This is a genomic window from Pseudomonadota bacterium (assembly GCA_041395565.1).
Classification (GTDB): Bacteria; Pseudomonadota; Gammaproteobacteria; order UBA9214; family UBA9214; genus UBA9214.
Window position 1 is genome coordinate 292587 of sequence record JAWLAI010000002.1, and the last position, 14435, is coordinate 307021.

A 14435-nucleotide genomic window follows, 5' to 3' on the forward strand; every position below is an offset into this window, starting at 1 on the left:
GCGTGGCGGTCGACTAGCGGTGCGCCGGCGCCTGCCGTGGCGTCAGACTGGCGAGGAACCCCAGCAGTTTCGCGGCGACATACGCCTGTGCCGGCGCATTCAGATGCCCGTCATCCGGCGTGTACTCGGGTGCCAGCGCAAAGTAGGTGCGGCCGCCGTCTTCGAATGTCACCCGCGTTCCGTCCGGCCGTGTCGATTCCAGGCGCGCGAGATCGAACAGCGGTTCCCTGCCCAGATACGCCTGGCGCAGCAGTTCGTTGTACTCGTGGCGCTTAATATTGTCTGCATGGCCACTGATGTCGCGGCCGATGAGTTGCTTCACCCAGGCCTTGGGGCCGCGCTGCAGGACCGTCAGCGGCGCGGTCACATGAACGAAGGTGATGTCCGGATGTGCCGCCCTGAGCGCCGCCAATGTCTCCTGATAATGTCGGAATACGGTCTGGACATCTGCAGCAGGGCCAATGTCGAGGTAACAGTACTTGGCAAACGCGAAATCCATGCGGGGCAGGGCTGCAACCGTGGCGGCGAAGTCGCGGTTCTTGGCAGCGGGGTCTGCATTGCTGCCGATGTAGGAATCCGCGAACCAGCCATCATCCCCCAGCGCCGCGGGTGATTCTGCCGTACCAGACGATCCCAGATGCACGAAATTGAGGTGCAGGTCGGGATTCGCTGCGGCAAGCCGATGCATACCTGCCAGAATGTTTTGGCCGACAGACTGGTGCCCGAAATAGATCCGCTGCCTGGCCAGCACCGCCAATTGTCCTGCGTCGATGTCGTTCATAGCCTGCCTGGTCCTTTCCTCCAGCACCCTGTGATCCTGGCCGCACGCTGTTGCAAGCAGACCCAGCGCGATCCCCAACCATGCCGATTTCATTGCAGCCACGACGAGGCTTCTCCTGCCACGATTCCCATGCCTGGCCGGTCAGGGCATCAGGTTGCAGCCCGTCGCTGCCGTGGCTGCGATTCAGGTTCAGCCCCGACTCGCAGCGGTTTTGCGGGATTGCCGGCGATGGTCAGGCCGGCGGGTATATTCCTGGTCACGATGGAGCCGGGATAGATAGAAACATCGTCGCCGACAGAGACGCCCTTGGCGATGATGCTGCGCGCACCGATCGATACCCGATCCCCAATCCGGACACGGCACTGTTCCGGGCGCTCCTGCGGCGGACCACGGTCCGGTGTGATGGCGTGGAAATCGGTATCCATGATCCCGGATTCCTCCATCAGCAGGTCATCGCCGATGCTGATTCCATGGCTCGAAGAAATCCTCCCGGCATACAATCTGGCGCGTGCGCCGATCGAGATCTCCGCATCCGGGCTATGGGTATACAGGGTCACGTAATGACGGTTGTCACCCGGGATCCCGGCCACCACACAATCATCCCCGAGTCGGACCCTGCCCGCGCCACAGATCTCGAGTTTGCAGTAAAGCCGCAGCCCCCTGCCGATACAGATACGCGAGCCTCTGCCGGTTTGGGAGATACGGAACAGCATTCCGCGCAGCCGTGCAAGCAAGTCCCTCATGTCACCCTCAGCAGATTTTCGATGCGTTCGATGCTCAGGAAGCGATCGACCGGATTACCGAAAGCCACATGCCTCGAAGGCACGCGCTGCCGGCAGCACACGGCGCCCAGACTCAACACGCTCTCATCACCGACATGGCATCCGTCGAGTGCGACCGTCTGGCTCGAGAGCCAGCTCTGGCTGCCCAGCGTAATTCCCTCCGGGACCGCAGGTTCGGCGGATGCACGCCCGGAATGCGACCCGCTGCGGGACCAGAACGGTGTATCCTGGACCAAGCAGTTGGCGAACATGGCCTGTGCGCCGATGGTGACGCGGTTCTTGCAACGGATGGTAATGCCACCGAGATTGCAGCGCGGGCCTATCTCCACCTTCGCATCAGCAGACAGGGTGGTGATGTTGAGGCCATCGAAAACATTCCAGCGCACGGCACAACCGCGCCCGATGAAAACCGCGCCCGGTCCCTGGATACTCACCGGTGCCGACACCAGAAACGGCAGCTGAATCCGGACCTGTCTCCGGAACAGGCGGAAAAAGACCGCGTAGGCGGTACCCCGCAGCGCTGCCGTTGCCCACTCTAGTACGTAACGCGGATTGGAGCGCAGTTTCTGTATGGCTCGGGTTAGCAGGTGTGTCATAGTCTTGGTACGCGATGTGGGCGCAGGGATAGACGCTGTCCAGGATCGGTATCGGCCAGCCCAGTGAGTGATTCAGCGCGCCCGACCGGCAGCGATCCGCGCATTAACGGCAGCACCTCGGCGCTTCGACCCATTATAACAACCATATCATTCATTATCATAGGGTTAAGACAGAGATCGCGAGCGGCCCCGGCGCTGGCACGAGCGTGCAGGTGGGGCAAGCACAGCGCCTTCCGGCCGGTGTCAGCAGACACGCAGCTGCTGCTGCAAACCTCACGACAGGCATATCCGGACGCAGATCCCGCTAGCGGAGGCCGGCGTTGTTTGTCGAATAACGGCCCTACGGCAGTGCAGGCAGTGCGCGGGCATTGACTCCGGCCATCCTAGACTGCAAAGTCAGCAGCACGTGATCGGCAATAAGCCCACACCAGCGGGGTTTTATCCTGCGGGTCTGTCATGACATCCTGCGACGATTCAGTACAAACCTGATCATGCATCGAGTAACATTGCCCATCCTCATGAATTAAATAGTTTTTCATCCACTCCCCGCGCGGCACGGACATGGATACTGCAAATCCGGTTATCACCCAACGCCTCGGCAAGCTGCTGGCATCGGTATTCCTGATGTTCGCGCTGATGGCGGTCAATTCCGTATACCTGGTCGCGATCACGCTGTTGGAAGAAACCAGCGGTCGCCTGTACCAGGATTATTTCTACCTCATGATGTTCCTGGCACACCTGGTGCTGGGCCTGGTTATGATCGTGCCGTTCCTGTGGTTCGGGGTCGGCCACATGCGACGTGCGTTGCAACGACCGAACCGCGCCGCGATCACTGCCGGTATCGCACTGTTCATCAGCGCGCTGGTATTGCTGCTGACCGGCCTGCTGCTGACCCGATTCGAATTTTTCGAACTCAACGATCCGGACATACGGCGGATCGGTTACTGGATTCATGTCCTCAGCCCGCTCGTGGTGATTTGGCTGTTCGTGCTGCACCGGCTGGCTGGCCCTCCCATACACTGGCGCAAGGGCTTGCGCTGGTCGGGGCTCGCGCTGGTCTTTGCGGTCCTGATGGTCGCAATGCAGGCCGGTACCGGCAGCCGCGAACAGGCGCCAGCCGGGATCGTGTGCTCACCCTCGTTCGCGCATGTGGCAGGCACCACCCCGATTCCGCCGGAGCACCTGATGACGGATGCGACCTGTGCCACCTGCCATGAAGAGATTGCGCGCACGCATGAGCACAGCATGCACCGCTTCAGCTCCATGAACAACGAGGCCTACAAATTCAGCGTGGAGGAGACACGCAGGGTCGTACTCGAGCGCGACGGCTCGGTCGGCGTGTCGCGCTTTTGTGCCGCCTGCCACGATCCGGTGCCGCTGTTCAGTGGCCGCTTCGACGATCCCGGCTATGACCTGGAACATGACCCGACCGGCCAGGCCGGCATCACCTGCATGGCCTGCCATGCCATCACCCAGATCAACAGCCCGCGCGGCAATGGCGACTACACGCTGGCAGATCCGCCACGCTATCCGTTTGCCTTCAGCGAGTCCGGCCTGCTGACCGGCATCAACCACCTGCTGATACGGGCGAAACCCGAGCTGCACAAGAAGAGCCTGCTCAAGCCGCTGCACCGCTCGGCAGAGTTCTGCTCGCTCTGCCATAAAGTGAGTCTGACGCAAGAAGTGAACCACTATCGGTGGCTGCGTGGACAGGATCACTATGACAGTTTCCTGCAGAGCGGTGTCTCGGGCCACCGTGTGGACAGTTTCTACTATCCGCCGCAGGCGATCCCGCGCTGCAGCGAGTGCCACATGCCGCTCGAGGCCTCGGATGATCCGGCGGCGCGCGATTTCGACAGCAGCGGCCAGCACAGTATTCACAGCCACCAGTTTCCGGGGGCCAACACCGGCGTCGCGACGCTGGCCAACCTGCCTGCAGCAGTTGTCGCGGCCCAGCAGAAGCAGATGCGCAAGGCAGCGCGGGTCGATATCTTCGCCATCAAGGAAGACGGGCACATCGACGGTGCACTGCATGCCCCGTTACGTCCTGAAGTGCCGGTGCTGCAACCCGGCAAGCGCTACCTGATCGAAATCGTCGTCCGCACCACGGGCATGGGTCACGCCATGACCGAGGGCACCGCCGATTCGAACGAACTCTGGTTGGAGGTGGCCGCTACCAGCGGCGACAGCGTGATCGGCCACAGCGGCAGCATGGACGCCAGCGGTGCGGTCGATCCGTGGTCGTATTTCGCCAATGCCTATGTTCTGGACCGTCATGGTAACCGCATAGACCGGCGCAACGGGCAGGACATCTTCGTCGCGCTCTACAATCACCAGATCCCGCCCGGTGCCGCATCCGTGGTGCATTACCTGCTGGAAATCCCCGCTGATGCCAGCGGCGATATCACGCTGGAGGCACGCCTCAACTACCGCAAGTTCGATACGACGTACCTGCGCTACGTACAGGGTGATGATTTCCATTGCAATGATCTGCCGGTCACCGTTCTCGCGAGCGACCAAGTCAGCATACCGCTCGCCGGCAGCGGTTCCGGCCAGGCCGAGCAGGATCGGGATATTGCAGTGGCCGAACGCTGGAACGACTACGGCATCGGACTGCTGCGCGAGGGTGACAGTGGCTCGACCAAGGGCGAACTGCGCCAGGCGGAGCAGGCCTTCAAGCAGGTGGAATCGCTGGGCCAGGGGTACGGTGCGTTGAACCTGGCGCGCGTCTACTTCAAGGAAGGCCGCCTGGACGAAGCAGCCGCGGCGCTGGTGCGCGCGGGCCACGGCGAGCAGCCGGCACCGCCCTGGACCATTGCCTGGTACAGTGCCCTGATCGATCGTCAGAACGGCCAACTCGAGGCCGCTATCGATGCGCTCAAGACCATCGTCGACAACCGCTTCGTGCTCGCACAACAGCGCGGCTACGACTTCTCATATGACACCCGGGTGCTGAACGAACTGGGTCGCACTCTCTACGAGCGTGCACGCCAGCTGCGCGCCCCCGGACAACAGACGGCACGCGAACAACTGCTGGAGGCGGCACGCTCCTGGTTCGAAAAGACCCTGGTCATCGATCCGGAGGATGCGGCGGCACATTTCAACCTGGCGCTGGTCTATTCGCAGCAAGACAGGCAGGCGCACGCAGATGAGCATCGCGCGCTGCATGAAAAATTCCGCCGCGACGACAGCGCCATTGAGCAGGCCGTCACCCGCCATCGCAGCACCAACGCGGCAGCCGATCATGCGGCCTCCGAAATCGCAATCTATTCGCTGCAACGGGATGCCGGCGGCTTCACTGTCCGGCCTGGCGCCGGAGCGGTGTGCGGAACAGCACGGCCGGTAGCCGGAATACCACCTGACACAGATCAAACCGGCAGGGGTTCACATGAAGTTACACTTCCACCACTACTAGCAGGAGAAATGCACTCAGGTGAATAACCAGAACCGCCCGGAGCGGCAACCGCACGGCGAGCACATCATCCGCAGCGCCTTCTATCGCTCGCTCGCGGTAATCCTCACACTCGCAGCCGGCGCGGGTGGGCTGGTCTGGTACCTGGATCGCGGACCGGAAACACCGGCACCTGTAGTCGAATCCGGCCCCGTTGTACCCGTGGCCGATGACAAGGCGGGGGAACCCCGTCCGCCGGCAGCAACCTTCGCGGATATCGCCCGCGCTGCTGGTATCGCGTTCACGCACACCAACGGAGCCTACGGCGAGAAACTCATTCCGGAGGCCATCGGCAGCGGTGTCGCCTTCCTGGATTACGACAACGACGGCGACCAGGATCTGCTGCTGGTTAATTCGGCCTGGTTTCCCGGACAGTCGCATGGCACGCCGCCCATCCAGGCACTTTACCGTAACGACGGCAGCGGCAGCTTCACCGACGTCACGCAGGAATCCGGGCTGGCGCTGACCTGTTACTGCATGGGTGTCGCAGTCGGCGATTACGACAACGACGGCTGGACCGACATCTATCTCACCGCGCTGGGACCGAATCACCTGCTCAAGAACACCAACGGTCGGTTCAGCGATGTCACCGCTGCAACCGCGACGGCCGGCGGTGCAACTGACTGGAGTACTGCGGCAGCCTTTGTCGATATCGACAATGACGGCGATCTTGACCTGTTCGTGGGCAACTATGTCGAGTGGTCTCGCGAGATCGACATGGAAATCGATTTCCGCCTCACCGGCGTCGGGCGAGCGATCGGCGCACCCAACCACTTCTACGGTACGCAGAACCGGTTGTACCGCAACGACGGCAATGCCACCTTCACCGACATCACGGAAGCCGCCGGCATGCTGGTGCGTGATTCCAATACGGGTGTTGCGGTCGGCAAGACACTCGCGGTCGCTCCGGTCGATTACGATCGCGATGGCCTGATCGACCTGTTCATCGCCAACGATACCACCCGCAATTTCCTCTTTCATAATCTGGGGCAGGGGAGATTCGAGGAAATCGGCGTGCTCGAGGGCATCGCATATGACCGCAACGGCAAGGCAACAGGCGCCATGGGCATCGATAGCGCATGGTATCGCAATGACGATGATCTCGCCGTCGGCATAGGCAATTTTGCCAACGAAATGAGTTCGCTGTACGTCACGGCCGGCGGCAGGCCTCCATTTGCCGACGAGGCGGTGCTCGAGGGGTTCGGACCGGCATCGCGGCTGGCACTGACCTTTGGCCTGTTCTTCTTCGACTATGACCTGGACGGGCGGCTTGACCTGTTCCAGGCCAATGGCCATCTGGAGACAGAGATCAGCGTGGTGCAACCCAGTCAGACCTATGCACAGCCTGCTCAGCTGTTCTGGAACTGCGGCGACGCCTGCCGGAACCGATTCCAGCTGGTGGATTCTCCCGGTGACATCTCGGAGCCCATGGTTGGTCGGGGCGCAGCCTACGCCGATATCGACCAGGACGGCGACCTGGATATCGCGGTAAATCAGAATGGCCGTACCGCGGTGCTGTTCCGTAACGAACAGCAGCTCGGGCATCACTGGCTGCGACTCAAGCTGGTCGGTACCAGCGCTAACCGCGATGCCATTGGCGCAGAAGTGGAGCTGCGTGCGGGTGGTACGATCCAGCGGCATGTCGTCATGCCGACACGCAGTTATCTGTCGCAGGTGGAACTGCCAGTAACCTTCGGCCTCGGTACTGACACGGTAATCGATACCCTCCGGATCACATGGCCAGGCGGCGAGGTTCAGACGGTACCGGTCGGGCAGGTGGATACCACAATCACCGTGACGCAGGCAGCTTCGCTACAGCAGCATGACTGACCAGGGGCTACACCGACTGCTGGCCGCCGCCATTTTCCTGTTCGTCAGCGCACAGGAAGCGCAGGCCGATGCACTCTCGAGTCTGCCCGGCGACCTGGCGGGAAAGCTTGAGGCGCTGGCGACAGTCGCGACAGACACGCTGGATCGGGACGCACGCGACCAGCTCGCACAGGCACGCCAGAACGTAGTAGACACTGTCGTGCAGCCTCATCCCGATAGTGAAATTGCAGATGCCTACGGCGAGTTGGGCTCCCTGTATCTTGTTCAACACGTATACTCGGCTGCGGATGTCTGCCTGCATAATGCGCGCGTACTGGCACCCGACGCCTTCCGCTGGACCTACCTGCATGCTTATCTGGCCACGCTCAACGGCGAAACGGCGGCAGCTGCCGAACGTTACCAGCAGGCACAAGCGCTGCGACCTGACTATCTCGCCGTGACGTTGCGTCTGGCCGATACCTGGCGTGATCTCAATGAGCAGGACAAGGCCCTGGAGGCCTACCGGCAAGTCGCGGACAGCCGCGGCCTGGAAGCCGCGGCGGCATTCGGTCTTGGCCAGATCGCCATGCTCAGACGAGAACACGATGAGGCGATCCTGCAGTTCGAGCGGGCGCTGACGCTGCAACCTGATGCATCCCGGATCCATTACCCGCTGGCACAGGCGTTGCGTGCAGCCGGCCGCGACGAGGAAGCCCGCAAGCAGGCAACCCAGGTCGGGGACCGGCTTCCCACATTTACAGATCCGCTGATTGAAAGTCTGCAATCGCTTCGACTTGGTTCCCGCAGCCACTTCAGCCAGGGCATGAAAGCGATCAAGCAGCGGGATTACACCGGCGCCCGCGATGCCTTTGCCCTCGGGCTGGCACGGGAACCCGACGATACCGAAGCCCGCATCAGTTATGCGCGCGCCCTCTATCTGAGTGGCGACACGGCTGCGGCCAAGGAACAGCTACGCATGGCGCATGAGCAGGGCCCCGATAATATCCTTGCCATATTTTTGCTCGGAATATTGGCGGAGGAGGCCGGGGAAACCGCAATCGCACTGAAACACTACGCACAGGTCATCGAACTGGATCCCGCGCATGCCGGCGCCAACTTCTATCTGGCCAATCACCATTACCGCAGCGGAGCACTAGCCAAGGCGCTACCACACTTTGCTGCCACGCTCGCCGCAGATCCGGAGAATCTCGCAGCCTATCTGGCCTATGCAGGTGCACTGCTGCAGGCCGGACATGCCCGCAGCGAGATCATGGCGGTCATGAGCAGCGCCCTGCAACGCTTCCCCGACCAGTTACCACTGCGCTTTCTGCGCATCCAGATGCTGGCCTGCAACGACACCGGACCGGGCTGTGACCCCGGGCAGGCAGTCGTCGAGGCAGACAGGCTCGCCGAACAGTCAGGTCCGGCGCGGCGCGAGCTGCTGGCGCTGGCGCACGCCGCTGCGGGAGAATTCGAACAGGCGGTGGCCGAGCAGCAGGCGTTGGTATCGGATGCCATCTGGATGATGCCCGCGGAAATCAGCCGGCTGCGCGAGGCGCTGGACGCGTACCAGGCGGGCCAGATTCCCAGGCCGGAGACCTTGTTTAGCTGGCGTTTGCTGCAGGCACCACGGACGCGTCCGGCCGACGTTTTCCGCGACTATCCGACACCCAAGCCGTATTAAAAAAAAGGCGCGTCCTCTTGGACGCGCCTTGATCGTCAGACCCGATGGTCTTACTTGGCGGTGCTGGTCGACGGTGTGGTCGGTGCAGTGTAGGTATAGCCGGGATAGCCATACCCATAACCCGGATAACCCCAGCCGCCGTAGCCGGGATAGCCGCCCCAGCCGTAGCCGGGATAGCCGCCCCAGCCGTAACCGGGATAGCCGCCCCAGCCGTAACCGGGATAACCGCCCCAGCCGCCATAGCCAGGGTAACCGCCCCAGTAGCCCGGATAACCCCAGGGACCGTCCCAATAGTCGTTACCCCACCATGCGCTGGCCGGGCTCGCCGCGAGTACGGCAGAACCGGCGATCGCAGCAGAGGCAACGAGTTTTGCTACCTTGTTCATTAGTAGTTCCTCCAACTCATACCAGAATGAATAACCAACAATCCACGCTGTATACGCGATACACCCGTGTACACCCAATTATAAAAACGCGTTAGCGAACTGTCTGCTGCTACGTAACGCCAGACGGCAGGATTGTTAGCAATAATTGACACAGATCAATTTTATCAGTGGCTTATCAGGTTCCTGCACAGAAGACATCAAGCGCGCCGCCACCGGGGGACACTGCAAATCCCGAGGGCAGCACGGCATCCCGTCCGCCGGTAATCCAGGCTGCGATATCGTTGAGCACGGTAGCTGCCTGCAAGTCACGTGTCAGCATGTGATATCCCTCCGGATACAGCACCAGGCGCCAGGCAACATCTCGCAGACCACTCTGCCCGGTGAGCAACCGACACATCGCAGTACGTGGTATGACTTCATCGTGTTCGCCATAAAGCAGCAATACAGGTCGGGTCACGTTACCGCTGTTGCGATAGGCCTCCTCCATCAATCCGGTCAAACCGTAGAGCGTGTCGATACGTGTCGCCTTGATAACCATGGGGTCACGGCCGAGCGCACGCAGCATCTCGATATTGTCAGAAGGCTTGATATCAAGCCCGTCAGCGGTAACCCGGCTCGCCGGGAATAACCACGCAGCGAGCCTGAGAACCGTTGCCTGCCACAGCGGCATGGTCTGCCATCCCCAGATCGCAGGTGCAACCAGGATTACGCCCTGAATACAGTCATCTTCGCCCGGTTGCGCGGTCATGATACTGACCGCGCCACCCATGCTCTCGCCGAGCAGGTATAGCGGGGTCCCGGGATACTGCCGGCACAGCAGTCGTGCAACGGTTGCGGCATCCTGTTGCAGGGCATTCCGTCCCGGCCAGATTCCACGTTGTTCGGTCGCGCCAAAGCCGCGCTGGTCGTAGGCAGCCGTCAAGATGCCGCGTGCAGCCAGATAGCGGCCAGGCTCGCGGAATGCATTGTGGTAGTCATTGAAGCCATGCAGCCCCAACATTATGGCCCGGGGCTTGCCCGCAGGGCGGTACATGGCAAGCGGCAGCCGGTAGCCGTCAGCCATCACGGCTGCTTGTGGATATAGGGCAGCGGCCTGTGTAGTATTCGAATCAGACTGGATCTGCGGCCCGGCGCATGCTGCCAGGAATAGGGCGACGAGGACTAACAGGCGCTGGCTCACTTGCCCGAATTTGAATGATATTTGTAGTTAAACGGAGAATGCACCATGGCTAATGAAGGATACCACGAACCGCTCGATGAACTCTCGGATGAAACCCGCGACATGCATCGCGCCATTACCTCGCTCATGGAGGAACTGGAAGCCGTTGACTGGTACAACCAGCGGGTCGATGCGTGCAAGGACACCGAACTCAGGGCCATCCTGGCACATAACAGGGATGAGGAAAAAGAGCATGCCGCCATGGTGCTGGAATGGATTCGGCGCCGGGATCCAGCTTTTGACAAGGAGTTGAAGGACTACCTGTTCACCAAGAAGGAAATTGCGCACGGCTGAACCAGTCCGCCGGCAAGCCATTACTGACCAGACACCTGCGCACTGATTGCTAGGTGTTAGTTGCAGGCATCCGGAGCAGGCGGCGGATGAGCATACTCAGAACCAGACCGAAAGATACAGCTGAAAAACGTCAGCGGCAAAGCTGTAGAAGGGTTCCTCGCCAGGCACAGGGGAGACAACCCGCAGGTCCCTGAAATCGTCGTAATTGAACATGATGTGATCCCAGGCCACATTTACCGTGCCGCGTTCAAGCGAGTGCCAGCCGTTCTCGAGAAAGTCGTAACTCAAGCGCACACCAAATGTGTGGCTGCTGAAGGTGCTCAGCTCCTTGTCACGCGCCAGGAAATTCTGCGCATCCTCATGCGGGAAAAGATCACTGTAGAAGTCGGCTGCCCCCTGCGTGTAATAGCGGTAGTGGCCGTCGACAGTCCAGCCACCTGCGAGTGGGTGGGTATATCCCGCTTCCAGGGTGTGCGCATCGATGCCCCAGGTGTCAGTGAAATACCGGTATTCACCTGAAATGGCTGCACGATATGGCAAGTAGTAACGGGCACGCAGAGCGACTGCGCTGCTGGTGCGGGTATTGGGATACATCTCCGGCTGGGTACCGGAAGTATTGTTCAGCTCATCGTACCAACGCACCGTTCGATAGGGATTGTTCAGGAACCCCTCGTCGGTAATGCCTTCATAGTTGAGTTCCATCACCATGTCCTTGGTGATGACCTGTGACAGGCCGAGTTTGTAGTTTTGCCGGTTGACATCGCGCGAGAATGTATCATCCAGATTATTCTGGACCGTATCCCAGCCTCGAATATAACCCATCGATACCGTCGTCATGTTTTCAAACATATCCATGCTGATACCGAAACTCGCGGTATTAGCCTCGTAGTCATTCTCCGTGCTGTTGGTATAGGACACGCTGATTGTCGAGTTTCCATGTAGGTAATCAGCACCGCCGGTAAACTCCTTGCGCTCCTCAGTGTATGCGCTGGCGCCGCTGGTCACGACATCGATCGAAGCACTGCTGATCGAGTCGACGTAGTAGTTGCCATTCAGCGCAACATTCTGCCCAATTTTTTTCAGCACCATTACGGAAGGACCGTTGATCTCAACGCCGCCACCTTCGTAGGAATGATACAGAACGTCGGCACGGTCGTCTGGCAGCACACCTGCATCGGCTGCCAGCGACGTACAGAGTAATATGGCCGTCAGTTGCAGCCGCTTGCATAAGCTAGTTGCAGCCACAACCACCTCCATGTCCGCCTTCGGCTCCGCGCGCAGCCTCGCGCGCCTGGTAGACATGCGTAATATATGCGCCCGAGACAGGATCGCGTTCGAAACTCATGATGGGATCGGCGAGATGGGCCCGCTCGTAGGGCTTTACCCATGGTTCGAGCGTACCGCATCCCGCCAGGACCAGCAGCATTGCCAGTAGACCGTAAAGGCGCAGGCGCATGGTGGCAGGTTACTCCTTGATCAGGCTACGCACCTGCTCGACATAGGTATTTTCCAGGCCCGGCTTATAGCCCTTGTGCAGATAGCGTACTTTGCCGTCGCGATCGACCAGCACGGTGCTCGGCATCGCCACGACGTCATACTGCTTGCTTACGGTGCTGTCATTGTCGAACAGTACCGGGAAGCTGACCGGCATTTCCTGCAGCATTTTCTTCGCAGCTGTTGAATTCTCCTCGACGTTAACGCCGAGCACTGTGAATCCCATTGCCTTGTACTTGTCGTGCAGTTCGCTCGGGATCGGCATTTCCTGGCGGCAGGGACCGCACCACGACGCCCAGAAATTGATCATGACCACCTCGCCGCGTAACTCGCTGAGCCGCAGATTGTCACCGCCGGCGCTTTTCAGTGTGAAGTCCGGGGCAGGGGACTGTTCGATACCGGCGAGTGCGGACGCGGACAACAGAATGAACAATGTCGCAAGGCTGAAATTCCTGAACGTGGCTAGTTTGAGATTCATGGCATACTCCTTAGAAGAAAGCGGTCAGTCCCAGTGTGCCTTCCAGATTATGGGTATACTTGGCGGTACCCAGCAGATCCGATTCAAACACGTGATCCTTGAAATCGATGTGCAGCGCAATCCAGTCGTTTACCAGGAAGCGGTAGCCGGCACCTATATCGAATGTGAAATGACTGTCGTCGGCGAACTCTGTATTGCCGGCGCCCGCGATCAGGTACAGCGCACTGTTGAATGCATAGCTGCTGCCAATGAAGCCTTCACCGGGTAGGATGTTGTAACCCAGTGAGATATTGTAATAATAGAGATCGCGCTGGCTGTCGGTGAGGAGCTGGGCGCCGCCGCTGAGAGTTTCATAGCTCGTCTTGCCGGCCTGCGTGGTGCCCGCTGCCAGTTCGAAGAAGAAGTCTTCCGTCGTATGATAGGCTGCGCGCACACCGTACACCGCGTTGCTGCCAAAATCCTCGATACTCATTACACCCACGAAGGCACCAACCTCGAAATCCTCGCTGTCGATGTCGGCCTCGGTTATCGTGCGCCGTTCCAGCCCCGGCTTTATCACGGGTTCCGATTCCGAGTACACCTCCGGCTCCTCGGTGCGCAGCATGGAACAACCGCCTGCCAGGCCGAGCAGCAGTGTCAATGCCGCCGACTTTAGAAGAAAAATGCAAATCCGGCTTTCCATTCGTTGATCTCCTGGTTGTCATCCTTGTTCTGGAAGATGACATGATTCTGGTATTCAGCCCGCAGGATGAATCTGCGGGTCAGATAGCCGCGCAGACCCAAACCGACATTGCTGATCTGCTCTGTACGATCGCGTTCATTGACAAGCGTTACGTGCGGATCCGTATAGATTGCACCTGTCCCGAGCAGGAAATACGGGGATATACGCCATTCCGGAAACGGTTGCGCCAGCAGGTTAACGCTCGCCGTCAGGGCGTCTGAGAAGTTACCGAACACCTGAGACAGGACCAGCTCGGCGGAAAGGTTCGGCGTCAGGTAATAATCGGTGTATACCGACATGACGTTCGCACCTTCGAAGTCGCCGGACATGAATCCCGTTTCCCAACGTCGACGCGTGAAATCACCGAGCTCCGCCTCAGCGAATTGCGTCGGTTCGCCTTCCGGCGACAGTGTCAACGTCATCGCAGCGCGGCTCGCCCATCCTTCCTTGCCCTTGGCAGTGCGCAACATGAACCAGTCGGTCCGGCGCTTGATGACCTCGACCAGTTCGCCCCTGTCCACGACATGGAAGACTGGATAACCGCGCCCCGGTCCGGTATGCAGCTCGATGTAGGGTTCCGCGATCCGTACCGCGTAGTACGGCGTATCTGCATGCGCTACCGTTACGCCTAGACATAGCAGCAGACATGCAACGATGACACGGAGATGGGCCAGTGCTTCAATGCAAACGGCATTAGTCGTCACAAATTCGCCAACTTTAACAAGTTACCGCGCAGTCAC

The 14435-nt window shown here is 60.1% G+C and carries 14 protein-coding genes; 4 read left to right on the top strand and 10 right to left on the bottom strand.

The features are described from left to right. Positions 1–13: 13 nt before the first annotated feature. The 3 genes from R3F42_01440 to R3F42_01450 form a co-directional block, all read right to left on the bottom strand. Positions 14–781, bottom strand: coding sequence for a hypothetical protein (locus tag R3F42_01440; protein ID MEZ5540687.1), 768 nt, complete (start codon positions 779–781; stop codon positions 14–16). 149 nt (positions 782–930) lie between these two features. Then, on the bottom strand, positions 931–1524 hold the full coding sequence (locus R3F42_01445) for an acyltransferase (protein ID MEZ5540688.1): 594 nt from the start codon (positions 1522–1524) through the stop codon (positions 931–933). Continuing rightward, complete coding sequence (locus R3F42_01450) at positions 1521–2159, bottom strand: hypothetical protein (protein MEZ5540689.1); 639 nt, start codon at positions 2157–2159, stop codon at positions 1521–1523. The genes R3F42_01445 and R3F42_01450 overlap by 4 nt, the downstream gene beginning before the upstream one ends. Positions 2160–2720: 561 nt before the next feature. Between R3F42_01450 and R3F42_01455 the strand changes: the two genes are divergently transcribed. From R3F42_01455 to R3F42_01465, 3 genes are read left to right on the top strand one after another with little or no spacing between them, the layout of a single operon-like run. Further along, positions 2721–5600, top strand: a complete 2880-nt coding sequence (locus R3F42_01455) for a multiheme c-type cytochrome (GenBank protein MEZ5540690.1) — start codon at positions 2721–2723, stop codon at positions 5598–5600. Further along, positions 5593–7440 (top strand): CRTAC1 family protein, encoded by a 1848-nt coding sequence (locus R3F42_01460; GenBank protein MEZ5540691.1) that lies wholly within the window; start codon positions 5593–5595, stop codon positions 7438–7440. Before R3F42_01455 ends, R3F42_01460 begins: the two co-directional genes overlap by 8 nt. Continuing rightward, entirely contained in the window at positions 7433–9103 is a 1671-nt protein-coding gene (locus R3F42_01465) for a tetratricopeptide repeat protein (protein ID MEZ5540692.1), read from the top strand. The genes R3F42_01460 and R3F42_01465 overlap by 8 nt, the downstream gene beginning before the upstream one ends. 50 nt (positions 9104–9153) lie before the next feature. Here R3F42_01465 and R3F42_01470 read toward each other — a convergent pair whose 3' ends face one another. Next, positions 9154–9489, bottom strand: coding sequence for a sulfur globule protein CV1 (locus tag R3F42_01470; protein ID MEZ5540693.1), 336 nt, complete (start codon positions 9487–9489; stop codon positions 9154–9156). A gap of 175 nt (positions 9490–9664) precedes the next feature. Next, positions 9665–10669: an alpha/beta hydrolase gene (locus R3F42_01475; protein ID MEZ5540694.1), complete on the bottom strand. Its 1005-nt coding sequence runs from the start codon at positions 10667–10669 to the stop codon at positions 9665–9667. Positions 10670–10714: 45 nt separating this feature from the next. On the opposite strand from R3F42_01475, the gene R3F42_01480 reads away from it, so the two are divergent. After that, a complete protein-coding gene (locus tag R3F42_01480; GenBank protein MEZ5540695.1) occupies positions 10715–11002 on the top strand; it encodes a ferritin-like domain-containing protein in 288 nt (95 codons plus the stop codon). A gap of 96 nt (positions 11003–11098) precedes the next feature. Here the strand turns inward: R3F42_01480 and R3F42_01485 are convergent, their stop codons facing one another. From R3F42_01485 to R3F42_01505, 5 genes are read right to left on the bottom strand one after another with little or no spacing between them, the layout of a single operon-like run. After that, positions 11099–12247: a DUF3570 domain-containing protein gene (locus R3F42_01485; protein MEZ5540696.1), complete on the bottom strand. Its 1149-nt coding sequence runs from the start codon at positions 12245–12247 to the stop codon at positions 11099–11101. Beyond that, positions 12234–12458, bottom strand: a complete 225-nt coding sequence (locus tag R3F42_01490; protein MEZ5540697.1) for a DUF4266 domain-containing protein — start codon at positions 12456–12458, stop codon at positions 12234–12236. The genes R3F42_01485 and R3F42_01490 overlap by 14 nt, the downstream gene beginning before the upstream one ends. Positions 12459–12467: 9 nt before the next feature. After that, on the bottom strand, positions 12468–12974 hold the full coding sequence (locus R3F42_01495) for a TlpA disulfide reductase family protein (protein ID MEZ5540698.1): 507 nt from the start codon (positions 12972–12974) through the stop codon (positions 12468–12470). Between the two features lie 10 nt (positions 12975–12984). After that, complete coding sequence (locus R3F42_01500; GenBank protein ID MEZ5540699.1) at positions 12985–13656, bottom strand: outer membrane beta-barrel domain-containing protein; 672 nt, start codon at positions 13654–13656, stop codon at positions 12985–12987. Then, entirely contained in the window at positions 13626–14399 is a 774-nt protein-coding gene (locus R3F42_01505; GenBank protein MEZ5540700.1) for an SH3 domain-containing protein, read from the bottom strand. Before R3F42_01505 ends, R3F42_01500 begins: the two co-directional genes overlap by 31 nt. Between the last annotated feature and the right edge of the window lie 36 nt (positions 14400–14435).

Bases quoted from the DNA above. Each gene is read 5' to 3' on its own strand.
- R3F42_01440 (MEZ5540687.1), bottom strand. From the start codon at position 781: ATGAACGACATCGACGCAGGACAATTGGCGGTGCTGGCCAGGCAGCGG.
- R3F42_01445 (MEZ5540688.1), bottom strand. From the start codon at position 1,524: ATGAGGGACTTGCTTGCACGGCTGCGCGGAATGCTGTTCCGTATCTCC.
- R3F42_01450 (MEZ5540689.1), bottom strand. From the start codon at position 2,159: ATGACACACCTGCTAACCCGAGCCATACAGAAACTGCGCTCCAATCCG.
- R3F42_01455 (MEZ5540690.1), top strand. From the start codon at position 2,721: ATGGATACTGCAAATCCGGTTATCACCCAACGCCTCGGCAAGCTGCTG.
- R3F42_01465 (MEZ5540692.1), top strand. From the start codon at position 7,433: ATGACTGACCAGGGGCTACACCGACTGCTGGCCGCCGCCATTTTCCTG.
- R3F42_01470 (MEZ5540693.1), bottom strand. From the start codon at position 9,489: ATGAACAAGGTAGCAAAACTCGTTGCCTCTGCTGCGATCGCCGGTTCT.
- R3F42_01480 (MEZ5540695.1), top strand. From the start codon at position 10,715: ATGGCTAATGAAGGATACCACGAACCGCTCGATGAACTCTCGGATGAA.
- R3F42_01490 (MEZ5540697.1), bottom strand. From the start codon at position 12,458: ATGCGCCTGCGCCTTTACGGTCTACTGGCAATGCTGCTGGTCCTGGCG.
- R3F42_01495 (MEZ5540698.1), bottom strand. From the start codon at position 12,974: ATGAATCTCAAACTAGCCACGTTCAGGAATTTCAGCCTTGCGACATTG.
- R3F42_01500 (MEZ5540699.1), bottom strand. From the start codon at position 13,656: ATGGAAAGCCGGATTTGCATTTTTCTTCTAAAGTCGGCGGCATTGACA.